This is a genomic window from Acidimicrobiia bacterium, from assembly GCA_036396535.1.
Classification (GTDB): domain Bacteria; phylum Actinomycetota; class Acidimicrobiia; order Spongiisociales; family UBA5794; genus DASWKR01.
Genome location: DASWKR010000091.1, coordinates 1 through 23636, shown reverse-complemented (window position 1 = coordinate 23636; position 23636 = coordinate 1). Strand labels below are relative to the sequence as shown.

At 68.8% G+C, this 23636-nt stretch carries 23 protein-coding genes; 16 read left to right on the top strand and 7 right to left on the bottom strand.

Translation table 11 applies throughout. From position 1 onward, the window contains the following. Nucleotides 1-479: 479 nt before the first annotated feature. The 3 genes from VGC47_15125 to VGC47_15115 are packed head-to-tail and all read right to left on the bottom strand — an operon-like array spanning nucleotide 480 to nucleotide 3216. Nucleotides 480-1661 (bottom strand): FAD-dependent monooxygenase, encoded by a 1182-nt coding sequence (locus tag VGC47_15125; protein HEX9856642.1) that lies wholly within the window; start codon nucleotides 1659-1661, stop codon nucleotides 480-482. Continuing rightward, nucleotides 1658-2611: an LLM class flavin-dependent oxidoreductase gene (locus VGC47_15120; GenBank protein ID HEX9856641.1), complete on the bottom strand. Its 954-nt coding sequence runs from the start codon at nucleotides 2609-2611 to the stop codon at nucleotides 1658-1660. The genes VGC47_15125 and VGC47_15120 overlap by 4 nt, the downstream gene beginning before the upstream one ends. Beyond that, a complete protein-coding gene (locus VGC47_15115; GenBank protein ID HEX9856640.1) occupies nucleotides 2608-3216 on the bottom strand; it encodes an MBL fold metallo-hydrolase in 609 nt (202 codons plus the stop codon). The genes VGC47_15120 and VGC47_15115 overlap by 4 nt, the downstream gene beginning before the upstream one ends. Before the next feature lie 137 nt (nucleotides 3217-3353). Between VGC47_15115 and VGC47_15110 the strand changes: the two genes are divergently transcribed. The 6 genes from VGC47_15110 to VGC47_15085 all read left to right on the top strand — a co-directional run bounded on the left by VGC47_15110 (nucleotide 3354) and on the right by VGC47_15085 (nucleotide 8220). Then, nucleotides 3354-4472: an acyl-CoA dehydrogenase family protein gene (locus VGC47_15110; protein HEX9856639.1), complete on the top strand. Its 1119-nt coding sequence runs from the start codon at nucleotides 3354-3356 to the stop codon at nucleotides 4470-4472. A gap of 6 nt (nucleotides 4473-4478) precedes the next feature. Beyond that, the gene (locus tag VGC47_15105; GenBank protein HEX9856638.1) at nucleotides 4479-5327 is read left to right on the top strand and encodes an EamA family transporter; all 849 of its coding nucleotides are present in this window, start codon (nucleotides 4479-4481) and stop codon (nucleotides 5325-5327) included. A gap of 29 nt (nucleotides 5328-5356) precedes the next feature. Continuing rightward, the gene (locus VGC47_15100; GenBank protein HEX9856637.1) at nucleotides 5357-5791 is read left to right on the top strand and encodes a hypothetical protein; all 435 of its coding nucleotides are present in this window, start codon (nucleotides 5357-5359) and stop codon (nucleotides 5789-5791) included. Beyond that, nucleotides 5788-7437 (top strand): methylmalonyl-CoA mutase family protein, encoded by a 1650-nt coding sequence (locus VGC47_15095; GenBank protein ID HEX9856636.1) that lies wholly within the window; start codon nucleotides 5788-5790, stop codon nucleotides 7435-7437. Before VGC47_15100 ends, VGC47_15095 begins: the two co-directional genes overlap by 4 nt. A gap of 172 nt (nucleotides 7438-7609) precedes the next feature. Beyond that, complete coding sequence (locus VGC47_15090) at nucleotides 7610-8017, top strand: hypothetical protein (protein HEX9856635.1); 408 nt, start codon at nucleotides 7610-7612, stop codon at nucleotides 8015-8017. Continuing rightward, nucleotides 8017-8220, top strand: coding sequence for a hypothetical protein (locus VGC47_15085; GenBank protein HEX9856634.1), 204 nt, complete (start codon nucleotides 8017-8019; stop codon nucleotides 8218-8220). The genes VGC47_15090 and VGC47_15085 overlap by 1 nt, the downstream gene beginning before the upstream one ends. Here VGC47_15085 and VGC47_15080 read toward each other — a convergent pair. Beyond that, nucleotides 8207-8587 carry a hypothetical protein gene (locus tag VGC47_15080; protein ID HEX9856633.1) on the bottom strand — a complete coding sequence of 127 codons (381 nt, stop codon included), beginning with the start codon at nucleotides 8585-8587 and terminating at the stop codon, nucleotides 8207-8209. The genes VGC47_15085 and VGC47_15080 overlap by 14 nt on opposite strands. 191 nt (nucleotides 8588-8778) lie before the next feature. Between VGC47_15080 and lpdA the strand changes: the two genes are divergently transcribed. Genes lpdA through VGC47_15035 form a run of 9 tightly spaced genes read left to right on the top strand, consistent with a single transcriptional unit; the run spans nucleotide 8779 to nucleotide 19908 of the window. Continuing rightward, complete coding sequence (lpdA, locus tag VGC47_15075) at nucleotides 8779-10152, top strand: dihydrolipoyl dehydrogenase (protein HEX9856632.1); 1374 nt, start codon at nucleotides 8779-8781, stop codon at nucleotides 10150-10152. Between the two features lie 46 nt (nucleotides 10153-10198). After that, a complete protein-coding gene (locus tag VGC47_15070) occupies nucleotides 10199-11731 on the top strand; it encodes a dihydrolipoamide acetyltransferase family protein (protein HEX9856631.1) in 1533 nt (510 codons plus the stop codon). Next, nucleotides 11728-13404, top strand: coding sequence for a lipoyl synthase (gene lipA / locus VGC47_15065; GenBank protein HEX9856630.1), 1677 nt, complete (start codon nucleotides 11728-11730; stop codon nucleotides 13402-13404). Before VGC47_15070 ends, lipA begins: the two co-directional genes overlap by 4 nt. Next, a complete protein-coding gene (locus tag VGC47_15060; protein HEX9856629.1) occupies nucleotides 13401-14492 on the top strand; it encodes a Xaa-Pro peptidase family protein in 1092 nt (363 codons plus the stop codon). Before lipA ends, VGC47_15060 begins: the two co-directional genes overlap by 4 nt. Nucleotides 14493-14507: 15 nt before the next feature. Further along, nucleotides 14508-14747, top strand: a complete 240-nt coding sequence (locus VGC47_15055) for a hypothetical protein (GenBank protein HEX9856628.1) — start codon at nucleotides 14508-14510, stop codon at nucleotides 14745-14747. 34 nt (nucleotides 14748-14781) lie between these two features. Next, nucleotides 14782-16734: a transketolase gene (gene tkt / locus VGC47_15050; protein HEX9856627.1), complete on the top strand. Its 1953-nt coding sequence runs from the start codon at nucleotides 14782-14784 to the stop codon at nucleotides 16732-16734. A gap of 12 nt (nucleotides 16735-16746) precedes the next feature. Further along, nucleotides 16747-17418: a hypothetical protein gene (locus tag VGC47_15045; GenBank protein HEX9856626.1), complete on the top strand. Its 672-nt coding sequence runs from the start codon at nucleotides 16747-16749 to the stop codon at nucleotides 17416-17418. Between the two features lie 33 nt (nucleotides 17419-17451). Next, nucleotides 17452-18909, top strand: coding sequence for a leucyl aminopeptidase (locus tag VGC47_15040; protein ID HEX9856625.1), 1458 nt, complete (start codon nucleotides 17452-17454; stop codon nucleotides 18907-18909). 42 nt (nucleotides 18910-18951) lie between these two features. Then, nucleotides 18952-19908, top strand: coding sequence for a HAMP domain-containing sensor histidine kinase (locus VGC47_15035; GenBank protein HEX9856624.1), 957 nt, complete (start codon nucleotides 18952-18954; stop codon nucleotides 19906-19908). 41 nt (nucleotides 19909-19949) lie between these two features. On the opposite strand, the gene moeB is transcribed toward VGC47_15035, so the two are convergent. The 3 genes from moeB to VGC47_15020 are packed head-to-tail and all read right to left on the bottom strand — an operon-like array spanning nucleotide 19950 to nucleotide 22271. Beyond that, a complete protein-coding gene (moeB, locus tag VGC47_15030) occupies nucleotides 19950-21107 on the bottom strand; it encodes a molybdopterin-synthase adenylyltransferase MoeB (GenBank protein ID HEX9856623.1) in 1158 nt (385 codons plus the stop codon). 44 nt (nucleotides 21108-21151) lie between these two features. After that, nucleotides 21152-21922 carry a Sir2 family NAD-dependent protein deacetylase gene (locus tag VGC47_15025; protein HEX9856622.1) on the bottom strand — a complete coding sequence of 257 codons (771 nt, stop codon included), beginning with the start codon at nucleotides 21920-21922 and terminating at the stop codon, nucleotides 21152-21154. Between the two features lie 13 nt (nucleotides 21923-21935). Next, the gene (locus VGC47_15020) at nucleotides 21936-22271 is read right to left on the bottom strand and encodes a hypothetical protein (protein HEX9856621.1); all 336 of its coding nucleotides are present in this window, start codon (nucleotides 22269-22271) and stop codon (nucleotides 21936-21938) included. Nucleotides 22272-22500: 229 nt separating this feature from the next. On the opposite strand from VGC47_15020, the gene VGC47_15015 reads away from it, so the two are divergent. After that, nucleotides 22501-23448 (top strand): IS1595 family transposase, encoded by a 948-nt coding sequence (locus VGC47_15015; GenBank protein HEX9856620.1) that lies wholly within the window; start codon nucleotides 22501-22503, stop codon nucleotides 23446-23448. Nucleotides 23449-23636 lie beyond the last annotated feature (188 nt).

Below are 23636 nucleotides of genomic sequence, written 5' to 3'. Positions count from 1 at the left end.
CAGAGCGGGAGACGGCGTTGGGGCACTGTCGGGTGCATGAACGTGAGCCGAGGGGCAGGGGTCCACCCCTCCCAGCCACCCCCTCGGCTCGGGGCTGCGCCCGCTCGCCGGTCCCCCGCAGAGCGGGAGACGGCGTTGGGGGGACTGTCGGGCGCATGAACGTGAGCCGAGGGGCAGGGGTCCACCCCTCCCAGCCACCCCCTCGGCTCGGGGCTGCGCCCGCTCGCCGGTCCCCCGCAGAGCGGGAGACGGCGTTGGGGCAATGTCGGGTGCATGAACGCGAGCCGAGGGGCAAGGTCCCCCGCAGAGCGGGAGACAGCGTTGGGGGGCGCTGTCGGGCGCATGAACGTGAGCCGAGGGGCAGGGGTCCACGCCCTCTCGGCGACCCCCTCGGCTCGGGGCTGCGTCCGCTCGCCGGTCCCCCGGGGAGCGGGAGACGGCGTTGAGCCGAGGGGCAGGGGTCGCCACAGCCGGCCGGGTCAGTTTCCCGGCTCCCAGAGGCCGAACTTCCAGGTCGGGTCGCCGGCCACCATCGTGCCCTCGAACTGCGACCTGACGCCCATCGACCTCGTCTTCTCGACCGCGCCGCGGCCGAGCGCGAGCTGACGCGGCTCCCACGACGCCAGTGCGCCGTCGACGTCTCCGCGGGACCCGGCGAGGGCATCGCGTAGCGCCCAACCGTCGGCGCAGGCCTTCGCCTGCCCTGCGGCGACGTGGGGCCGCAGACCGAAGGCGGCGTCGCCGACGAGGCAGACCCTCCCGAAGGCCATCTGCGGGACTTCGAGGTCGTAGATGGCCTGGATGAGGGGCTCTTCACATCCGAGCACGACTTCGGCGATCTGCGGCGCCAGCGTCGTCGAGGCCGTCGCCCGCATCTCCTCGACGTGCTCGTGGCGGATGGCGCCGGGGGGAACCGTCGCGGTGCGCTGCACCCCGGCCCGGTCCGTCATGAGGTCCTCGAACGGCCCACCCGCCGGGTAGTTGCGGTACCACACCGAGTTCATGATCCGGCTGCCCGGCGTCACATCACCGTCGTGGTTGGGGATGGCGTACACGAGGATGTGGCCGTGGTCGAGCACCTGATACACCATGGCGTCGCGCAGTGTCTCGCGGGTCTCGGCCGAGAGGATCCGCTCTTCGGTGACGCCGCGCCAGGCGACGTAGCCCGCGTAGACGGGCTGCACGTGCGGCAGGAGGATCGAGCGAGCCGTCGATGCGATCCCGTCCGCACACACCAGCAGGTCCCCGTCGATGGCGCGGCCGTCTCCAAGACGCATCGTCACCCCGTCATGGCGCCGGTCGAAACCGACCACCTCCGAGTCGAGGTGGTAGCGATCGGCGTCGAACGCCTCGAGCAGTGCTCGGTACACCGTGTTCCAGCCGCTGAAGCGGAAGTTGTCCGGGTCTGCCGAGATCACCCGGCCGGTCTCGTCGAGGTACGTCCAGTGTGTCAGCTGGAGGCTGACGCGCTCGTCCTCTCCGCCTCGCTCGGTGAAGTAGCGCTCGGTGACCGGCAGCACGACGATGCCGGTGCCGCGCTCCTCGAGCGCGGCGCTCGACCGCTCGAAGACGTCGACGTCGCATCCGAGCTCGCTGAGCAGCAGCCCGGCCGTGAGGCCGCCGATCGACCCGCCGGCCACGAGAACCCGCGGCCAGGTCACCCCGTGATCGCCGCGAACTGACGCTCCAAGTCGTCGGTGTCGATGGCGTCGATCGGTTCGAACACCTGCAGGTAGAACCGCTGCACGCCACTGGCGGCGTAGTCGGAGACGATCTCGGACGCCTTGTCAGCGGTTCCGATCGGAAGGCCCCGCGAGGCGTAGCGCTCCTCGAGCTCGGCAGGCTCGATGCCTCGCTTCGCCGCTCCGGCAGCCAGGCGCTCGCGGTAATCGGCATCGTCGTCACCGATGAGAGCCGTGCCGACGAACGAGATGAGGATCTCCTCGGGGTCACGTTCGGCTTCCTTGGCCGCGGCGCGCATCACGTCGAGCCTCGATGTGAGCGAATCGGCGTCCGTGACGAACATGTTGTACTCGTCGGCGAACCGGCCGGCCAGAGACGGCGTCTTGTGCGCTCCACCGCCTCCCACGACGATCGGCAGCCTCCCTGTCGGCTTGGGGTGAACGTCGACGTCGCCGATGCCGTAATGCCTGCCGGCGAACGGTCCCGGCTCCCTGCCGAAGGCGATGCGAAGGTATTGCAGGGTCTCGAAGAGGCGGCTGAACCGTTCCCGCAGCGGGTACAGCTCCATCCCGAGCTTCTCGTGCTCCGACTCCATCCACCCAGTGCCGACACCGAGCGCCAACCGTCCCCCGGACATCTCGTCGATCGTCGCGGCCGTCTTGGCGATCACGGCGGGATGCCGGAAGGTGAGCGGTGAGACCAGCACGCTCAGCTCGATGCTGCCCGTCTCCCTCGCCAGGCCGGCAAGCGTCGCAAGGGCGTCCGTGGCGTGCCGCGACTTGTCGTTCGCCAGGTAGTGGTCGGAGCGGGCGAACGTGCCCAGGCCGAAGCCTTCGGCCCAGCTAGCCACCCGCAGCAGGTCCTCATACGTCCCGCCGAGCTGCGGCTCCACCAGCATCCCGTATTGCATCGTGCCTCCTGTCGTCACCAGCCGCGCTCGACCCACGCCCCGAGCGACGGCCGCTCTGTCCCGATGGTCGTATCGAGGCCGTGGCCCGGCATCACCAGGGTGGCATCGTCGAGGGTGAAGAGCCGGCGCTCGAGGCTGGCGATGATCTCGTCGAAACTCGAATAGGCGAACCTCGTCGCTCCGGGTCCGCCCGGGAAGAGCGTGTCGCCGGAGAAGACCAACCCCTCGGTCACGATGCACATGGATCCCGGCGTGTGGCCGGGAGTGTGGCGGACGTCAAGCACGAGCTCGCCCACTGCGAGGTCCCCCTCGGTGAGCGGCTCGTCGGACCGCATCTCGGCGATCGGCAGGTCCGCCTCGTGCAGGCGGAAAGGCACCGCCAGCCGGTCCGCAACCTCCCGGGCCGCTCCGACGTGGTCGAGGTGTCCGTGGGTCGTCAGGATCGCCTCCACCTCGACGTCCTTGCACTCTGCGACGAGCCTGTCCGCCTCGGCTGCCGCGTCGATGAGCACCGCCTTTCTCGTGGCGCGGCAGGCCACGACGTAGGCGTTGTTCTCGTATGGCCCCACCGTCACCTTGCGCACGAGGGCGCCCCCCGTCTCGATGTGCCAGGGAGCGCTCATTGCGCCGAGGCTAACGCGACCTGGGGGTCATTTCCGATTCCGGCGTCCCCAGATCGCAGTGGTGCGACGAGGGGACGCCGGAACGGGTGGGGGGACCCGTGCGGACCCATCCTCCAACATGCGACAATCGCCGCCGCATGGAGTTCACGTTCACACCGGAGCAAGCGATGCTGCGCGACTCGGTGCGCGCCTTCGTCGCCGACAAGGTCCCCTCGTCGCGAGTCAGGGAGCTCATGGCGACGGAGACGGGCTTCGACGAGGCGCTCTGGCTCGAGACGGCGCAGCTCGGGTGGCCCGCCATGCACATCCCGGAGGAGTACGGCGGCGCAGGGTTCACGCACACGGAGCTGGCGATCGTGCTCGAGGAGACCGGCGCCGCCCTCCTGCCCTCGCCGCTCTTCTCATCGATCGTGCTCGGGGCCAACCTCGTCCTGTTGGCGGGCTCACAGGAACAGAAGAAGGCGCTCCTGCCGGAGGTTGCCGCCGGGGAGCGCCGCCTGGCGGTCGCCGTGGTCGACGAAGGTGGGAACTGGGATGCCGAGACCGTGGCGACGACCGCCTCCGCGGCAGCAGGTGGGTTCCGGCTCGACGGCGTCAAGTCCTTCGTCGTCGACGGGCACAGCGCCGACACACTCATCGTGGTGGCACGCAGCGACGAGGGTTCCCTCGACCTGTTCGCCGTCGAGGCCACGGCGACCGGCGTCGCCCGCACTCGGCTCGAGACCCTCGACATGACCCGCAAGCAAGCGAGGGTCGCCTTCGATGACGTCTTCGTGCCGGAGAGCGGCAGGCTCGGGGGTGCCGGAGGCGACGTCCTCGATCGCTTCTACGACGTGGCGGCGGTCGGCTTGGCGGTCGAGTGCGTCGGAGCGGCGCAGCGCTGTCTCGACATGTCCGTCGACTATGCCAAGAGCCGCAAGCAGTTCGGGAGGGCGATCGGCAGCTTCCAGGCTGTCAAGCACATGTGCGCCGACATGCTGGTCGCAGTCGAGTCCGCTCGCTCGGCGGCATACCACGCGGCTTGGGCGGCCTCGGCGAGCGCCGTCGAGCTACCGGCGGCCGCAGCCATCGCCAAGGCACATTGCGTCGACGCCTTCTTCGGCGTCGCGGCAGCCACGATCCAGGTCCACGGTGGGATCGGCTTCACATGGGAGCACGACGCCCACCTCTACTTCAAGCGAGCCAAGGCGTCGCAGCTGATGTTCGGAGAAGCCGGCGCCTGGCGAGCGCTCCTCGCCGAGCGGATCGGCTTGTAGGAGCCATTGGCACCGTTCCTCGCCCTCATGTCCGCCGTCTCGTTCGGCGTGGGCGACTTCATCGGCGGCATCGCGACCCGAAGGTCGTCCGCCGCCATCCCGGTCACGGCCATCGCCCAGGTGGGGGGCCTGGTCGTGGCGCTCGCCCTGCTACCCCTGTTCCCGGGTGCCTGGGGCCTCGAGATCGTGGGGCGCGGAGCTCTCGCCGGGCTGGCAGGGACCAGCGGCGTTGCCTTCCTGTACCGGGGAATGGGGCGAGGCCGCATGGGCCTCGTCGCCCCGGTGACCGCACTTGGAGCCGCCGTCCTGCCGGTGCTCTACGGGCTCGTGACCGGTGAGCGCCCGGGCGCGGTACCGCTCGCAGGTGTCGCCGTCGGCATCGTCGCCCTTCCGTTGCTCTCCAGGAGCCATGCGCACGAGCGAATCGCCCGCCAGGGTGCCGGGCTTCCGCCGGGGCTCCTCGACGGTGTGATCGCCGGGCTCGGGTTCGCGCTGTTCTTCATCATCCTCGACACGACGGGCTCCGACACGGGCGTCGTTCCGCTGGTGGCGGCTCGCCTCACCACCATCCCGGTGTTCACCGCGATCGCGTTCCTCAAGGGACAGTCGCTTGCGCTGGCGCCTCCTGATGTGCGGCTGTCGCTGGCGGCCGGGGCGATCGACATGCTGGCCAACGCCTTCTTCCTCGGCGGCGTCCGCCTCGGCTTCCTGACGCTGGTGAGCGTGATCGCCTCGCTCTACCCGGGGTTCACCGTCGCCCTGGCGCGTTTGCTCACGGACGAGCGGATCGAGCGGGTGCAGACGGTCGGGCTGGTGCTCGCCGGCGTCGGTATCTCACTCATGGCGGCAGGCTGAGCACCCGGCGATCTCTACCATTCGTGGTGATGAGTCCGTACCTGGCTGCCGGGATCCTGTTGGTCCTGTTCGTCGCGATCGCCGCAGGCTTCGCGTGGCAGGAGCGACGCGGCCGGACGGGCGAGGTCGTCGTGTACGGCGTCGAGGAGTCGATCGACCACATCTGGGAGCGTCTCGACGACCCCGCCAGAGCCCGTCTCGGGCGCGCCGGGGTGAGGCGGCTACTCGAGTGGGAGGTGCGCTACCTCCAAGCCGCACCCGCCGGCTCGCCCGCCTCCGTCGTGGGAGGCCTCGACGCCGCCGCCTATGCCCAGGAACAACTCCATCGACGGGGCCACACGTACGATGGTGCCGACGTCGTCGCCGTCCTCGACCTGCAGGCCGACTACCTGGCTGCCATCGGCGCGATCGCCGAGCCGGCGACACAGGACGAGATCGACGCACTGTGGAAGGAAGAGGCGTGACCGGCACGGGTCGCCACCGGTGGCGTGAAGAGTACGAAGCGTCCCGTCTCAGGAAGCAGCGCTTCGAGACGATGTCGTTCGAGGAGGTCCCCGTTCTGGGGCTGCCGGCGGAAGGAGAGGTTCCCGACGCCATCGGCTATCCGGGCCAGTTCCCGTACACGAGGGGTGTGCACGCCTCGGGCTACCGCGGCAGGTTGTGGACGCAGCGCCAGTTCGCAGGGTTCGCCTCGGTGCGCGACACCAACGAGCGGTTTCGCTACCTCCTCTCGCAGGGCCAGGGTGGGCTCTCCGTCGCCTTCGACATGCCGACGTTGATGGGCCTCGACGCCGACGATCCCCGCTCCGCAGGCGAGGTCGGCCATTGCGGGGTGGCGGTGAGCGCCGCCGACGACATGGTCGACCTCTTCGCCGAGATCCCGCTCGGCGACGTGTCGGTTTCGATGACGATCAACGGTCCCGCCGAGATCCTGTTCGCTTTCCTCCTCGTGGCAGCCGAGGAGCAGGGCGTCGCCTGGGACCGGCTGGAAGGCACGCTGCAGAACGACATCCTCAAGGAGTACATCGCCCAAAAGGAGTGGATCTTCCCGCCCAAGCCGCACATGCGGCTCATCGTCGACATGATCGAGTTCTGCACCGAGCACGTGCCGCGCTGGAACACGATCTCGGTCTCCGGGTACCACATCCGCGAGGCAGGCGCCACGGCCGCCCAGGAGCTCGCCTTCACGCTCGCCGACGGTTTCGCATACGTGGAGGCAGGTGTGCGCCGGGGGCTCGACGTCGACGCCTTCGCACCGAGGCTCTCGTTCTTCTTCGACGCCCACATCGACTTCTTCGAGGAGATCGCCAAGTTCAGGGCGGCACGCCGCATCTGGGCGAGGTGGATGCGCGACAGGTACGGCGCCCGAGACGTGCGCTCGATGAAGCTGCGATTCCATTCGCAAACCGCGGGTGTCTCACTCACGGCCCAGCAACCGGCGAACAACGTCGTGCGCACGGCCGTCGAGGCGCTCGCAGCCATCCTCGGAGGGACCCAGAGCCTCCACACGAACGCCATGGACGAGGTGTATGCCCTACCGACGGCGGAGAACGCAGAGCTGGCCCTGCGAACCCAACAGGTCATCGCCGAGGAGACCGGCATCGCCGACGCCATCGACCCGCTCGGCGGCTCGTGGTACGTGGAGGAGATGACGGACCGCATCGAGGCGAGCGCCGAAGAGATGTTCGCCTACATCGACGAGATCGGGAACGGCTCGATGCTCGATGGCGTGCTCGCCGGCATCGAGGACGGCTGGTTCCAGAACGCCATCGCCGACTCGGCGTACGACTTCGAGAAGGCGGTGGTTGCGAGCGATCGGGTGATCGTCGGCGTCAACAAGTACGTGAAGGGGGATGAGCAGCAACTCGACATCCTCAGGATCGGCGCCGAGATCGAGCAGGGCCAGCGGGACCGCCTCGCCGCGGTCCGCTCCGGTCGCGACCAGCAGGCGGTTGATGTGGCGCTCGCCGGGTTGCGCGCCGCCGCCTCGAGTGACGTCAACATGATGCCGCTGCTGATCGACGGGGCCCGCGCCAGAGCGACCCTGGGAGAGATCACCGAGGCGCTCCTCGACGTCTTCGGCGGGTATCGCGAGCCCCCTCGGGTCTGACGTCACCGCAGCCCGAACCAAGGCCCCCTGGCCAGCTCGGCCTCGACGATCTCGAGAGCCGTTCTGACGATGATCGAGGCCGGTCAAATGGTGATTCTCGGTACACTCGGTCCGCCCGGCGAGTGCCGGGAGGGGCCATTCCACCGGAGACGAAGACTTGCGATCGCGCCTGATGACCTTCCTGGCCGCTGTGCTCGCTCTCCTCGTCGTCTCGCTCACGGCGTGCTCGGGCGATGCGAGCACGCCGACGGGGAGCGTCGAGTTCGGCGAGGGCGAGATCCCGGAGACCGTGCCGGACGACTTTCCCATTCCGCCCGAGGCGGTCATCGGCGCCACGCTGGTCGACCCTGCCCGGGATTACACCGAGGTCATCTTGAGGGTGAGGGCCGAGCTCGGGGAGGTCGCCCTCTACTACGAGCAGAACCTCGGCGCCAAAGGGTGGGAGGTCACCCGCTCGGAGCCGGCCGGGGAGCGCTGGGAGATCGAATTCACCCGCTCGGACGACCCAGACGGCTCGGTCGAGCTCTCCGTCGGCGCCACGGGCGTCACCCAAGCGGTCGTGACGATCGGAGGCACGTGATGGGTCGCCTGCGGCGCTTCGACGGGAACCGGTTCGTCGGCACCCGGGATGACATGCGGGTGTACGACTGCGACGACGAGGCTCAGGCCGCCGCCCTCGAGGCGAGAGTGGAGGCCGACGACCTCCTGCGCCGCAACCTGCTGCAGGCCTTCGGCCCGGACACGCTCGCAGAAGCCCGCAACCGAGGTTTCACCCCTCGATAGCCCCCTCGACCGACTTGCGCCTTGCCGCGAATGCCTCGTCGGAGAGGACGGGACCGTCCGGTCCGTAGACCCGTAGCACGGCGATGTCGCCGTCGGGGACATGATCGAGCACGTGGCGCGGCGAGCCGGCCTCGGCGTCGAGAACCGCCGATGGCACGAGCGCCACCACGATGCCGGTCCAGGGGCCCGGTGGCGGCGGATCGGCGTTCCAGCGGACGTACGCTGCTTTGACCTCCTCCGGCTGCCTCGGCCCGCCGGCATCCAACTCGAGCTCGTCTCCCTCGTCGACCGTGTGCCGGGGGACGAAGGCGATGACCGTCTCTCCTCCGATGAGGGCTCGCAGGTCGGGAGTCGGGATCGTCGTCACTTCACCTCTCAGAATTGCGAGAACCAGACCGCTGCCGCAACGAGTATGGCGATGCCTGTCACGAGCGCCGCCAACAGGAGATATCGGGTCTGCATCGTCGGCTCGATCGTAACGATCGCGGCTGCGACCCCCCGGCGGAGTGGGAATCCGGGCTGCGCTAATCTCGACGCGGTGCCCGGAGCGGAGGCTCATTGTACGACGTAGCGATCATCGGCGGCGGCCCCGGCGGATACGCCGCCGCCCTCTACGCGCACAACTTCGGCCTGTCCGTCGCCCTCGTCGAGAAGGACCGCGTCGGAGGAACCTGCCTGCTCAGGGGGTGCATTCCGGCCAAGAGCTGGCTCCAGACCGCCCATGTGTTCTCGACGGTGCGCCGCGCCGCCGAGTTCGGAGTCGTCTCAGACGAGCCGAAGATGGATTGGCTCCGTGCCCTGGAGCGCAAGAACAGCGTGGTCGACGGGCTCGTCAAGGGGCTCAGCGGGCTCCTGGCGGCTCGCGGCGTCGACGTCATCGACGGGCTCGGCAGGCTCTCGCACGAAGGAGGGGTCGACGTCGTCTACGGGGACGACACGACGGGACACCTCGAGACCGCCAACGTCATCCTGGCGATGGGCTCCGTCCCGAGGACGATCCCCGGTTACGAGATCGACGGCAGGCAGGTCATCACCAGCGACGAGGCGCTCGACTGGGAGAACCAGCCGGGCCGCGTCGCCATCATCGGCGCAGGGGCGATCGGATCTGAGTTCGCCAGCCTCCTCGGCGACATGGGCTCCGAGGTGTGGCTGTTCGAGATGTTCGACCAGGTCGTTCCCGGACTCGAGCCGGATGCGGCGAAGATCCTGGCCAGGGAGCTGAAGAAGAAGGGCGTCTCGGTGCACACAGGCGTCCAGGTCGGCGAGCCCGAGAAATCCGAGAGCGGGGTCACCATTCCCTATGGAGGCGATTCCGTGACCGTCGACGTCGCCCTCGTGGCCGTCGGCCGCGCCCCGGTGTCGGACAATGCCAACCTCGAGGGATCCGGCGTCGTCGTCGACAAGGGGTTCGTCGTCACCGACCTCGAGACGATGCTGACCGGGCGCCCGGGCGTGTACGCCGTCGGCGACATCGTGGCGGGAACGCCGCAACTGGCGCACGCCGGCTTCGCTGAGGGCATCGCGGCGATCACCCACATGGCGACCGGCGGGGTCGCCCCCGTCGACTACCGGGCAGTGCCGCTCGTCGTGTACACGGACCCCGAGATCGCCTCGGTCGGCCTCACGGAAGCGAAGGCTCGCGAGGCCGGTTACGACGTCGAGGTGTCGTCGCACGGCATGCGCGGCGTCGGCAGGGCCATCATCCAGGGAGAGACGGGCGGCCTGGTCAAGGTCGTCGCCGAGAAGGAGGGTCCGATCCTCGGCGCCACCGTCGTCGGGCCGGGCGCAGGAGAGATGATCCACGAGCTGATGTACACCGTTGCGTGGGAGGCGCTCCCCGCCGAGGCGGCCGCTCTGATCCACGCCCATCCGACGGTTGCCGAGGCGATCGGAGAGACGCTGCTCTCCGCAGCCGGGCGCAGCCTCCACTGAGCCACGGCGGCTGCGAGAGCCGACAGGACGACAAGGAGAGGACCGCATGGCCGTAACGGTCACGATGCCCCAACTGGGTGAGACCGTCACAGAAGGCACCATCCTCAGCTGGGCCAAGCAGGCCGGCGACGCGGTCGCCGAGGACGAGGTGCTGCTCGAGATCTCGACGGACAAGGTCGACACCGAGGTGCCTTCGCCCGCAGCGGGGGTGGTCAGGGAGATCCTGGTCGCCGAAGGCGAAACGGTCAGCGTCGGCACCCCGCTCGCCGTGATCGCGGAGGCCGGGGAGGCAGAAGATCCGCAACCCACCGAAGTAGCCGCCCCTTCCGATGAACCGAAGGACGAGGCTGAGGCGGCGGTGCAGGAAGCCGAGCCCGCCGCGGCGCCGCAGGAAGCCGAGGCCCCCGTTGCCGACGCAGGCGAGGCTGCCGTCGCCCCGTCTGCGCCTTCCGAAGCTCCTGCGGCCGTAGAAGCAGGCGCCGGTTCCCCGGTGCGGGCGACGCCGGCGCCAGCCATCGAGGGCGACACGTCCCGGCGCGGGGTCCTGTCACCCGTCGTCCGCAGGCTGGCGGCCGAGCACGACGTCGATCTCGACCGGGTCCGGGGGACGGGAGAGGGCGGCCGCATCACCCGCAAAGACGTCATGACCTTCATCGAAGACGGCGACGCCGCCGCCAAGGTCGCCGTCGAGCCCCAGCCGGCGACGGCAGAAGCGTCGCCGCCCGATGTGGTGGCTCCGGAGGCGCCACCCGTAGCGGCTCCTGAGCCGGCCGCACCCGCGGCCCGGCCTGCCCCTCCGGAGGCGCCCGCCCCCGCACCTGTCACTCCCGCCCCGCCACATGCCGTCCAGGCGGGTGAAGGTGACCGCAGCGTCGAGCTGACGAGGCTGCGGAGGCGGATCGCCGAGAACCTCGTCCACGCCAAGGCGACGGCCGCCCACGTTTGGGCGTCTATCGAGGTCGACTACCAGAACGTCGAGAGGGTCCGCCAGGCGCACCGTGACTCCTTCAAGGAGAAGGAAGGCTTCAGCCTCACGTACCTGCCGTTCATCGCCAGGGCAACCATGGATGCCCTCGGGGCGTTTCCCGCCGTCAACAGCTCCTTCCTCCTCGACGAGGGGAGGCAGATCTTCCACGGCAGGGTCAACCTCGGGATCGCCGTCGATCTGAACCAGCAGGGGCTCGTGGTGGTGTCGGTTCGCAACGCAGACTCCCTGCAACTCGTCGGGCTCGCCCGCGAGATCAGGGCCATGAGCATCAAGGCCCGCGACGGGAAGCTCGATCCCGACGACATCTCGGGCTCGACGTTCTCGATCACGAACCCAGGGCCGTACGGATCGTTCATGACGGCGCCGATCATCAACGTCCCCAACGTGGCCATTCTCTCGACGGACACCGTCGCCAAGCGCCCGACGGTGATCACGCTGCCTGACGGCTCGGACGCCATCGCCATCCACCACATCGGATACTTGAGCCTGACATGGGACCACAGGGCGTTCGACGGGTCGACTGCCGTGCTGTTCCTCAGCCGGATGAAAGCGAACCTCGAGACCTGGGACTGGGAGCAGGAGCTGACGTGACCCGTCCGATCCCGGACACAGAAGCGGTCCGGGTCCGCTGGCTGGGCAGGCTGCCATACGACGAGGCCTGGGACCTGCAGCGGGCCTTCTGGGAGGGAAGAGTGACGGGGCGCACTCGAGACGACTATCTGCTGCTCGTCGAGCATCCGCACGTCTACACCATCGGCCGCAACGGAGACGGATCGAACCTCCTCGTCGGAGACGACACATTGAGCGCAGTCGACGCCGAGGTGCATCACGTCGATCGCGGCGGCGACATCACCTATCACGGCCCGGGGCAGCTCGTCGGGTATCCGATCCTGGCCGTTCCCGCCCTCTCCGGCGGCTACGACATGGTCGGCCACGTACGGCGGATCGAGAGGATGCTCGTGTCGCTGCTCGGCGAGTTCGGCATCGACGCATGGGCGGAGGACGGCTACACGGGCGTGTGGACGGCTCGAGGCAAGGTGGCCGCCATCGGCGTGCGGATCTCTCGGGGCGTGTCCATGCACGGCTTCGCTCTCAACGTCGCAACCGACCTGGCGTACTTCGGGAGCATCGTGCCGTGCGGCATCCCCGACCGTCCGGTCACGTCGATGTCGCAGCTGCTCGCCAGGCAGGTGTCGCTCGAGGAGGTGACGGAGCGGCTCGTGCGCCACGCCCGGGAGCTCTTCGGCGCCGACCCGACAGACGTCCAGTTCGGCGCCTTCGCCCGCGGGACGAGGAAGCGCTCGTACGACGTGGACGCGATGCTGGCGGCCGGGGTGTTCGCCGGGCGCGATCCATCGACCGTGCCGATCACGATCCGCGGGATACTGGCGGGCGAGCCGGAGCGCCCGGAGTGGATGAAGGTGCGCGCCACGACCGACACCGACGGATACCGCCACCTCAAGTCGCTGATGCGCGACAAGAGCCTCCACACGGTGTGCGAGGAGGCGAAATGTCCGAACATCTACGAGTGCTGGAGCCAAGGCACGGCAACCCTCATGCTTCTCGGCGACCGATGCACTAGGGCATGCGCCTTCTGCGACGTGACGACGGGGCGACCCGGCGAGGTCGACGCCGACGAGCCGAGTAGGGCCGCCGAAGCGGTCGACGCCATGGGGCTTCGCCACGCGGTGCTGACCTCCGTGAATCGCGACGACCTCCCGGACGGGGGTGCGTGGGTGTTCGCCCAGACGATCAAGGAGATCCGCGCCAGAGTGGAGGCGAGGCTGGAGCATTGCGACGTCGAGGTGCTCATCCCGGACTTCAAGGGGGACCGCGCCGCCCTCGAGACGGTGATGGCGGAGCGACCCGAGGTCCTCAACCACAACACGGAGACCGTCCTCCGCCTCCAACGCGACATCCGCACCGCGGCCAGCTACGGCCGGTCTCTCGCCCTCCTCGCGAGGGCGAAGTGGCTCAACCCCGACGGGTTCGTGAAGTCAGGGCTCATCGTCGGCATGGGAGAGACCGAGCCCGAGGTCATGGGAGCGCTCGCCGACATGCGGGCCGTCGGCGTCGACATCGTCACGATCGGCCAGTATCTCCGGCCGACGCCACGTCATCGCCTCATCGACCGCTACGTCCACCCGGACGAGTTCGCCCGCTATACGGCAGAGGGGAAGCGGCTGGCACTGGCGCACGTCGAGGCGGGCCCGCTCGTGCGGTCGTCTTACCACGCCAGGGACGCGGTGGAGGCGGCGTCATGACATTCGACTTGGCGGCGCGGCTCGATGCCGCCCGGCGGCGCATGGCGGAACGAGGCGTGGACGCGCTCCTCTTGTCCGTGGGCAGTGATCTGCCCTATCTGCTCGGCTATCGGGCGGTCGAGAACGAGCGGCTCACGATGGCCGTCGTTCGGGCAGACGACGAAGCCATCCTCGTCGTCCCCGAGTTGGAGGCGCCACGGGTGGACGCCCTCGCCGGGGTGTTCCGAGTCCGGCCGTGGCGCGAGACCGAGAGCCCCGTGTCGATCGTGGCTGGGCTGGCCGCCGGAGCCGCCACGGCCGCCGTCTCGGACGAGACATGGGCGCGTTTCGTCCTCGAGCTCCAGGTCGAGCTGCCGGCCACTCGGATGATCCCGGCCGGGCCGTTGATGGAGCAGCTACGCATCGTCAAGGAGCCGGCCGAGATCGACCGGTTACGCGCCGCCGCCTCCGGGGTCGACCGCGTCGCAGTGCGCCTCGAGAAGCACAGGTTCTCCGGCAAGACAGAGCGCCGCCTCTCGCAGGAGGTCGGCGCGATGACCGTCGAGGAGGGCGCCGAGATGTCCCACTTCGCCATCGTCGCATCCGGACCGAACGGAGCGTCGCCCCACCACGAACCAGGCGAGCGTCTCATCGGGCCGGGTGACGTCGTCGTCGTCGACTTCGGAGGCCCCGTCGGGGGCTACCAGTCCGACACGACCCGGTCGTTCGTCGTCGGCGAGCCGACCGCCGAGCAGGCCGAGGTGCACGCCGTGGTAGCTGCGGCACAAGAGGCTGGTGTTCGGGCGACACGTCCCGGGGTGGCGTGTGGAGAGGTCGACGCGGCGGCGCGCGCCGTGATCGAAGCCGCCGGCTGGGGAGAGCGGTTCATTCACCGGCTGGGGCACGGGATCGGGCTCGACGTCCACGAGGAGCCGTACCTCGTGGACGGCAACGAGAGACTCCTCGAGCCCGGAATGACGTTTTCGATCGAGCCCGGCATCTACTTGCCGGGCCGGTTCGGCGTCCGTATCGAGGACATAGCCGTTTGCACTGATGACGGTTGCGAGAGGCTCAACGCCTCGAATCGTGACCTGGTCGTCGTCGACTGAGAGAAGGAGAAAGTCATGAAGACCCTCGTGAAGCTGGGCATCGTCGGGGCGATCGCGTACGCCGTCGCCCGCGTCGTGAGACGTCAGAAGTTCGAAGGCCTCACCGAGCCGGAGCTGCGTGACAAGCTCGCCGAGAAGTTCGGGAGCCGTCTCACGCCCGAGCGCCTCGAGAAGCTGCAGGACAAGGTGGTGGCCATGGTGCGGGCCCGCGGCAAGCTCGTCGAGCCGGATGGCACCGAGCCCTCGCCGGCGTGACGACCGGAGCGCCGTTCGTCGCAGGGCGAGCTCGATGACGGAGAAGCTCGCGGCGGACACGATCAGGGTGCTGGCCATGGACGCCGTCCAGAAGGCCAACAGCGGTCACCCGGGCATGCCGATGGGGATGGCGGACATCGCCACCGTGCTGTGGGGTCACTACCTGAAGGTCGACCCGCAGCACCCGACGTGGCCCGACCGCGACCGGTTCGTGGTGTCGAACGGACACGGCTCGATGCTGCTGTACGCGCTGCTCCACCTGAGCGGCTTCGACATCACCATGCACGACATCGAGAACTTCAGGCAGTGGGGATCGCCGACTCCCGGGCATCCAGAGGTCGACCACCACCGTGGAATCGAGACGACCACCGGCCCGCTCGGCCAGGGGTTCGGCACCGCGGTCGGGATGGCGCTCGCCGAGGCACATCTCAACGCCCGCTTCGGTGACGATCTCGTCGACCACAACACCTACGTCTTCTGCTCCGACGGTGACCTGATGGAGGGCATCACGTCCGAAGCCGCCTCGCTCGCCGGCCACTGGAGGCTCGGCAAGCTGGTCGCCTTCTACGACGACAACGCCATCACGCTCGAGGGCCCGGCCGCGTGGACGCTCACCGAGAACGTCGTGCAACGCTTCGAGGCCTACGGGTGGCACACGGTCACGGTCGACGGCCACGACCGAGCCGCCGTCTCGGGAGCCATCGACGTCGCCCTTGCCGCGACCGACCGGCCGACGCTCATCGACTGCAAGACCCACATCGGATTCGGCAGCCCGGCGAAGCAAGACACGGCCTCGGCGCATGGGAGCCCGCTCGGTGAGGAAGAGGTCTCGAGAACGCGAGAAGCGCTCGGATGGGAGCTGGCGCCATTTCACGTTCCCGGACAGGTCTACGACTTCTTTCACCACGCCATGGAGCGGGGACAGCAGGCGCGCAGCGAGTGGGAGCGGCGGTTGGACATGATCGGCTCCGCCGACGGCGCCCTCGCATCGGCGTGGCACGGCCATCACGACCCGCAGCCGGTGAAGCTAGCGGCGCCGTCGTACGAACCCGGCAAGGCCGTGGCGACCAGAGCGATGTCCGGCGCGGTCATCCAGCAACTGTGCGACGTGCGCCCCGACGTGCTCACGGGCGAAGCCGACCTGGCCGGTTCCACGAAGTCGGAGTACGCCGGGGCGGGTCACTTCGCGTCCGACGATCGCTCCGGCCGCAACGTTCGCTACGGGGTGCGAGAGCATGCGATGGGCGCCATCGTCAATGGGATCACGCTCCACGGTGGGCTGCGGGCCTTCGGGTCGACGTTCCTGACGTTCTCCGACTACATGCGGGGTGCCGTTCGCCTCTCAGCGTTGATGGAGCTGCCGAGTGTGTGGGTGTGGAGCCACGACTCCGTGTTCCTCGGTGAGGATGGCCCGACCCACCAGCCGGTCGAGCATCTCGCCGCCCTGCGGGCGATTCCGAACCTGTGGGTGGTCCGCCCGGCGACACCCGGAGAGGTCGCCGGGGCGTGGCAGGTGGCGGTCAACCGTCTGGAGGGCCCGACGGCGATCGTGCTGTCCCGCCAAAACGTCCCGGTCCCGGACGAGGACATCGACCCATCCGTCGTGGCCGAAGGGGCGTACGTCGCCCGCCGCGGCGGCGACGCAGTGGTCGTCGCCACCGGATCCGAGCTGTCCGTCGCCCTGGCAGCCGCCGGCATCCTCGAGGACCGTGGAGTGTCGCTGCGCGTCGTCTCGATGCCCTGCGTCGAGGCGTTCGCGGCGCGCCCCGACCACGAGCGGTCCGCCGTCCTCGGTGAAGGGCTCCCGGTCGCTTCGCTCGAGGCAGCCGCCACCTTCGGCTGGGCCGGCATCACGGGCCCTGACGGCTGCAACATCGGCATCGATCACTTCGGGGAGTCTGCGCCCTGGGAGGAGATCGCCGAGCGCCTCGGGCTCACCGCAGAGGCGGTGGCCGAGCGGCTCGCCGCTTGGTTGTCGGGCCGCTGAGACCGGCCGGGAATGGACGTCGGCCCGCCGCTTCTGCTCGCCCTGTGGGTGACGGGCCTCGCTTTCGGGGCGGCCGTCGTGGCGTGGTGGCGCGTCGTCGGGCCGGGGTACGCATGGCTGGCGGCGGCCGTGATCGCCCTGTTCGGCTTGCCGGCCGCGGCTGCAGGAGTGGGCGGCGCCGCATGGGTTGCGATCGGTCTCTCCGTGCTGGCAGGCGGGGCCGCCCGGTCGCCTCGGATCGCTTCGGGACTGTTGGCCGCCGCCGGCTTCGTGTTCGCGGCGGGAGCCGCGGCGCGATCGCCCGTGCTCCCGGTCGCCACGGGAGCACTGTTCCTCGGCGGGATCACCTCCGAGATGATGCTCGGCCACTGGTTCCTCATCGACCCTCGCCTGCCTCGCTGGTCGCTGCGGGCCCTCACCGCTGCCGGAGGCGTGGGTCTCGTGCTCGACGTCGCCTACCTGGCGACCGAGGGAGCCTTCGGATGGCAAGCCAGCGACGCCGTGATGGGCTGGGCATTCGTCGTACTGGCGGCGACCTCGGCGGTCCTCGTCGTCGGGGTGTGGTTGGCCCTCCGGGAGAAGCGGTACACCGGCGTGATGGCGGCGACAGGGCTGAGCTACCTGGCGACGCTCACCGCCTTCGGGGCCGTCGTGCTCGGCAGGCTGGTCGCCTTCCCACCGTAGGATCCTCGGGGCACCGAGACGCGAGGAGCATTGATGCAGATCGTCCCAGGCGAACCCATCGAGGCCAACGAGGGCGACGTGCTCGCCGTGCCGGTCCTGGCGGACCTGACGTGGGGACCGGGTGCGGAGTGGGCGGTCGACTCGCTCGGTGACTGGGTCGCCGGCCAATTCGACGCCCAGGAGTTCACCGGAAAGGCGGGGCAACTCCTCGAGGTCCCCACGGCAGGCGCCCTTCCCTACGGCCGTGTGGTCTTCGTCGGCCTCGGTGAGGAAGCCGACGCCGAGAGCCTCAGGAGGGCGGCAGGCACCGTGGCGAGGGCGACGGCGAGAGACACTCGTATCGTGACGACGCTCCATGCCGTCGACATCGACGGCGCCGTCGAAGCGGTCGCATTCGGAGCGCATCTCGGGCAATACCGGTTCGACAAATACAAGAGCGAGGCGAAGCCGCCGTTGACCGAAGACTTCGTGCTGGCGGGCGCCGACGACGCGACGGAAACCCGGGTTGCGATCTCCCACGGCACGATCATCGCCGCCGCGGTGGCGCTGGCGAGGGACCTGATCAACGAGCCTGCCGTTGCCAAGCCTCCTGCGATGCTGGCCGCTCGAGCCGAGGAGATCGCCTCGGCCAACGGACTGACGATCAGGGTGTACACCGAGGACGAGATCCTCGAGGAGGGCTTCGGCGGGCTCGCCGCCGTCAACGCGGGATCCGATCAACCGGCGCGGATGGTCGTCATCGAGTACGACCCGGTGGGCGCAGCCACGACTGTCGCCATCGTCGGCAAGGGGATCGTCTTCGACAGCGGTGGCCTCACCATCAAGCCGGCGGCTTCGATGGAGACGATGAAGACGGACATGTCAGGCGCGGCTGCCGTGTTCGCCACGCTGCAGGCGGTCGCCGAGCTCGAGCTCCGGGTGCGGGTGATCGGGATCGCCCCGCTCACCGAGAACATGACGGGCGGCAAGGCGCAGAGACCCGGAGACGTCCTCACAGCCCGCAACGGCAAGACCATCGAGGTGCTCAACACGGACGCCGAGGGCCGCCTCATCCTCGCAGACGGACTGTCACTCGCCGTCGAGCGTGAACCCGACATCGTCGTCGACGTGGCGACGCTCACGGGTTCGTGCGCCATCGCGCTCGGGCCGAGCATCGCGGGGATGTGGAGCAATGACGACGGCGTTGCCGACAGGGTGCTGGCGGCGGCTGCTCGAGCCGGCGAGAAGCTCTGGCGCATGCCACTGGAGAGGGAGTACCGCAGCCACATCGACTCGGAGATCGCCGACATGAAGAACACGGGGGAGAGGTACGGGGGTGCCATCTCGGCGTCACTGCTCCTCTCGGAGTTCGTCGGCGAGACACCGTGGGCCCACCTCGACATCGCAGGCCCGGCCCGATCGTCGAAGGCGGAGCATTACCTCTCCAAGGGCGCTACCGGGTTCGGGGTGAGGACACTCGTCGCCCTCGTCGAGGACCTGGCCGCCGATTGAGCGTCGCTCAACAATCGGCGCCTCAGTGCCGATGTTCTGTTGGTGAAGCTCGAGGGGACGATGCTCGTCAACCAGGTGCGCCGAGCTCGACGTCACACAGTCGCGATCTGGTCGGGAGCGGCAATGTGCGCTTTGGCAGGCGTCTTCGTCGCGCTCGTCTCGACGCCGGCCGGGCTGGTCTTCGCCGGGGTGGCGGCCGGTCTGGCGTTTGCAGGTGTCATGGTCGGGGGCGCGGCGAGGCGTGACGCCCAGCGTGAGATCGAGCGCCTCCGCAACTCGACCGCCGAGAAGGACAGCTTCCTCGCCAGCGTCAGCCACGAGCTGCGGACACCGCTGACCGCGGTCGTCGGCATGCTCGACCTGGTCGTCACCGAGCGAGCAAGCTTCGAGGTCGGTGAGATCGACGAGATGATCGGCACGGCTCGTAACGAGGCGGCCGAGCTCGCCCGTCTAGTCGAGGACTACCTCACGGCGGGCCAGATCTCCGCAGACGCCCTGACGGTGCAGTCGCTCGTCGTCGACCTCGACTACGAGGTCAACCGGGTCGCCGCCGGGCTGCCGCACCCCGACGGGATGCGTCTGACCATCGCTCCCGACCTGGGCGAGTGCCTCGGCGATTCGCTGCGCGTGCGCCAGATCGTGCGCAACCTGCTTCGCAACGCGCTCCGCTATGGAAGGTCGGCGATCGACGTGTCCGTTTCGCAGAGGCGCGGGTACGCCGTCATCGTCATCAGCAACGACGGGGAGCCCGTCCCGGACGGGATGATCGACCGGCTCTTCCAGCCCTTCGCCGGCGGGTCGCGGCCGGGGCAGCCGGAGCCGATCGGCCTCGGTCTCTCGATCTCGCGTGACCTGGCCCGCCGTATGGGCGGGGACCTCGAGTACCACCGCCAGGACGACTGGACGAGCTTCAGCCTCGCCATGCCCCTCGTCGGGGACCCGACTCGCGCTCCGGCAGTCGGGCAGGATGCCTCGACGGGAGCGCTTCCGGTCGGCTGAGACGCTCGGCAGTCGAGCCCGAGCAGGCGAGGGGACCGAATCTACGCCGGGGCGCAGGCGTCGTCGTAGTCGACGAGAGGCGGAGGCGATGCCTCGTCGCCGCAGGCGGGGCATCCCGGATCCCGGCGCAGGTTGAGGGTCTGGAAGGACTCGTCGAGGGCGTCGTACGTGAGGAGGCGCCCGACCAAGGTCTCTCCGATCCCGAGCACGAGCTTGATGGCTTCGAGCGCCTGGATCGAGCCGATGATCCCGGGCAGAACCCCGAGCACTCCGGCTTCGGCACACGAAGGGGCGAGCTCGGCGGGAGGGGGGAGCGGGAACAGGCAGCGATAGCACGGGCCGCCGTAAGGAGCGAAGACCGTCGCCTGCCCTTCGAAGCGGAAGATGGACCCGTGAACGACGGGAGTGCGGGTGTGCATCGAGGCATCGTTGACGAGGTATCTGGTGGGGAAGTTGTCCGCCCCGTCGATCACGACGTCGTACCCGGACATCAGGTCGACGGCGTTCGCCGCCGTGAGCCGCTCGGCGTACGGCTCGATCTTCACGTCGGGGTTGAGCGCCCGAAGGGTCTCAGTCGCCGAGTCGACCTTGAGGCGACCGACCTGCTCGAGGTTGTGGAGGATTTGTCGCTGCAGGTTGGAGAGATCGACCGTGTCGAAGTCGACGATGCCTAGGGTCCCAACCCCGGCGGCTGCCAGGTACATCGCGGCCGGCGATCCGAGGCCCCCCGCTCCGAGGAGCATGACCTTGGCGTCGAGGAGGCGCTCCTGGCCACTCTCGCCGATCTCGGGGAGCAACACGTGCCTGCTGTACCGGGCACGCTGGTCGGCCGTCAGGCCGCCCGGAGTCCGCCATTCCCGACCCGAGGCCTTCCACGCTGCGAAGCCCCCTTCGAGCGAGCTCACGTTGCCGTAGCCCATCTCCTGCAACGCCTTGGCCGCCAGCGCCGACCTGGCCCCGACTGCGCAGTAGAGGACGATCTCGGTGGCGGGGTCGGGGCATTTGGCGGCGATGCTCGACTCGAGGATCCCTCTCGGGACGAGGTGGGCGCCGGGAATGATGCCCTGGGCGTGCTCTTCAGGCTCGCGGACGTCGATGATCGCCTGGACGGCGTCGAGTCGACCCGCCAGGTCGTCGCATGCGATCTCCCTGATCTGCGCCTTGGCGCCGGCGACCAGGCTCCGGTAGTCCTGCGGCACGGGTGCTGCGCCTCCTGGTGCTCGACCCCGAGGGTAGCGGCCGATCAGGCCGTGACGAGACGATCCACCAATGCGGGGAGGAGGGTTCCCGCCCTGCCGTGGAGCCGGATGGTTGCGACGCCCTCGTGGTCCGTGTCGCCCTGGTTGATGATGATCGCCGGGTCGCCGCGGGCGGCGATCTCGAGCGGGAACAGGGCAGCCGGGTACACGCCGAGCGTCGAGCCGACGACGATCACCGCATCGGCGTCGTCGGTCCAGCCCTGCGCCCTGACGACTTCGCCCTCCGGGAGCGCCTCACCGAACATGACGATGGTCGGCTTCATCACCGAGCCGCACATCGAGCACCGAGGGTCTCTCTCGCCGGCTTCCCAGCGTTCCAAGAGCGATTCGGTGGTCGCCGGGTGGTCGTCGTCCCAGCACACGTAGCCTCCCGTGTTGCCGTGGAGCTCGGCGACCGCGTCGGCAGGCAGTCCGGCTGCCTGGTGGAGCCCGTCGATGTTCTGCGTCACGCAGCCGACCATCCTCCCCGACTCCCAGAGCCGGACCACGGCGTGGTGGGCCGGGTTCGGGTCGTATGCCGCTTGCGCCGTCCCGAATCGCTGCTCCCACCGCATCATCCGGAACTCCTCGTCGTCGAGGTAGTTCTGGATGGTGTAGAGAGCTGGGTCGAGCTTCGTCCACAGCCCTTCCGGGCCTCTGAAGTCCGGGATGCCGGACTCGGTCGAGATGCCCGCTCCGGTGAAGACGAGGATCCCAGTGCAGCCGGACAGCGCGGCGGCGGCGGGCCGGACGGCCTCGAATGCGGTCGCGCTCATGGACGGAGCGTACTCAGCCACTCCTGGTCCGGATCGCCAGCCGGTGATCACGCTTGAGGCGGGGATGGAGCAACGCCTCCGTTGCGGCGTCGAGATATGGGATGACGAGCCTGACTCTGACGTCCCCGGCGGTGGCGTGTACCAGCCCGTGCGTCACCAGGGTCGCAATGTGGAGCGGCCGCGGCAGGGAGCGGCCGCGGGATGCTGCGGTGGCGAGTCTCAGCAGATCCGCGACCGCTCCCGGTCCGATCACCGGCGTCCAGAACGTGCGCACGTATGGATGCGACGCCGGCACGCCGAGTTGGGGGCCGACGTCCCACACGAGTGGCGTGATGGTCGGCCGCCGCATCGCGGTGCGTCTGACGGCGACAGATCCGACAGCGCCCGGGGATGGCGCGGAGTCCGACGGGATGGGAGGACGATCATCACGGCGGATGTTCCCGGGCGCTGTCTGACGATCTGTCACAGTGGACAGATATCAGATGGCACCAGTTGACATCAATGAGGCTGAGCGGGGTCGCGAAAAATCGAGAGAACTATCCCTTGACTGTATAGGGTGTGTGTGCGATAATGCCCACATGCCACCCGCGAACCGTAAGAACCCGCAGCGAGCCGCGTCTTCGGAGTCACAGTACTCGATCGTCGAGTTCGTCCGTGACTTCCCGGATGACGAGACGTGCCTGCAATGGCTGTGGCGCACCCGCTACTCGGAGGACGGCGTACACGCCCGCTGCCCGCAGTGTGGCGTGGAGCGGGCGTTCAAGCGGTACGAGACGGCCCAGCAGCGCCAGTCATGGACGTGCACGGCGTGCGGGACGCACCTGCACCCGACGGCAGGGACGATCTATCACAAGTCCTCGACGTCGCTACACCTGTGGTTCTATGCGATCTACCTGATGACGAGCACTCGATGCGGCATCTCCGCCAAGCAGCTAGAGCGAGAGCTGGGTGTGACATACAAGACGGCGTGGCGCATGTTCCACCTGATCCGCACCGAACTGATGACCCAGGGCGACGACGTGCTGTCGGGTGAGGTCGAGATGGACGAGACGTGGATCGGTGGCGTGGTCCGCACCGGGCGCCCCGGCAGGCCACGCATCGTCGAGGACACCAAGACTGCCGTGTTCGGGATGGTCGAACGTGGTGGACGGGTCGTCGCCTACCCGGTCGAGGACACAAGTCGGATCACGCTCGACCCGTACATCGCCAAGCACGTCCTGCCCGAGACAACGATCTACACCGACGAGTACACGACGTACGTCCATCTCGGCAAGCAGGGCTACACACATCACCGTATCCGTCACAAGTCCGGCGTGTACGTGGACGGCGACGTGCACACCAACAGCATCGAGAACTTCTGGTCACTCGTGAAGCGCGGCATCGGAGGCGTCTACCACGCCGTCTCCGCCAAGCACCTGCTCGGCTACCTGAACGAGTACACGTGGCGCTTCAACCACCGCCAGGACGGGCAAGCCATGTTCCTCACGCTCATCCTGCGGTCGGCTCTGGTGCCGTCGATGCACTGACACCGACGCACTCGCCTAAGGGCGGGAAGATGGGTAGGCATTGGGCGGGTTGCTCATTAGACTGTCGGCGAGCGGTAAAGGCCGACAGGGGTGGCGCCGATAACAGGAAGGACCGCGACCAACGATCACCGTAGCGCACGCTAAGCGCGCAGTGAACCCACCGAGAGGCTGACGGGCCGCGCTATCAG

Excerpts from the sequence above, each read along its gene's own strand:
- VGC47_15115 (HEX9856640.1), bottom strand. The coding sequence starts at position 3,216 with ATGAGCGCTCCCTGGCACATCGAGACGGGGGGCGCCCTCGTGCGCAAG.
- VGC47_15110 (HEX9856639.1), top strand. The coding sequence starts at position 3,354 with ATGGAGTTCACGTTCACACCGGAGCAAGCGATGCTGCGCGACTCGGTG.
- VGC47_15100 (HEX9856637.1), top strand. The coding sequence starts at position 5,357 with ATGAGTCCGTACCTGGCTGCCGGGATCCTGTTGGTCCTGTTCGTCGCG.
- VGC47_15090 (HEX9856635.1), top strand. The coding sequence starts at position 7,610 with ATGACCTTCCTGGCCGCTGTGCTCGCTCTCCTCGTCGTCTCGCTCACG.
- VGC47_15085 (HEX9856634.1), top strand. The coding sequence starts at position 8,017 with ATGGGTCGCCTGCGGCGCTTCGACGGGAACCGGTTCGTCGGCACCCGG.
- VGC47_15070 (HEX9856631.1), top strand. The coding sequence starts at position 10,199 with ATGGCCGTAACGGTCACGATGCCCCAACTGGGTGAGACCGTCACAGAA.
- VGC47_15060 (HEX9856629.1), top strand. The coding sequence starts at position 13,401 with ATGACATTCGACTTGGCGGCGCGGCTCGATGCCGCCCGGCGGCGCATG.
- VGC47_15055 (HEX9856628.1), top strand. The coding sequence starts at position 14,508 with ATGAAGACCCTCGTGAAGCTGGGCATCGTCGGGGCGATCGCGTACGCC.
- tkt (HEX9856627.1), top strand. The coding sequence starts at position 14,782 with ATGACGGAGAAGCTCGCGGCGGACACGATCAGGGTGCTGGCCATGGAC.
- VGC47_15045 (HEX9856626.1), top strand. The coding sequence starts at position 16,747 with ATGGACGTCGGCCCGCCGCTTCTGCTCGCCCTGTGGGTGACGGGCCTC.
- VGC47_15040 (HEX9856625.1), top strand. The coding sequence starts at position 17,452 with ATGCAGATCGTCCCAGGCGAACCCATCGAGGCCAACGAGGGCGACGTG.
- VGC47_15025 (HEX9856622.1), bottom strand. The coding sequence starts at position 21,922 with ATGAGCGCGACCGCATTCGAGGCCGTCCGGCCCGCCGCCGCCGCGCTG.
- VGC47_15020 (HEX9856621.1), bottom strand. The coding sequence starts at position 22,271 with ATGCGGCGGCCGACCATCACGCCACTCGTGTGGGACGTCGGCCCCCAA.
- VGC47_15015 (HEX9856620.1), top strand. The coding sequence starts at position 22,501 with ATGCCACCCGCGAACCGTAAGAACCCGCAGCGAGCCGCGTCTTCGGAG.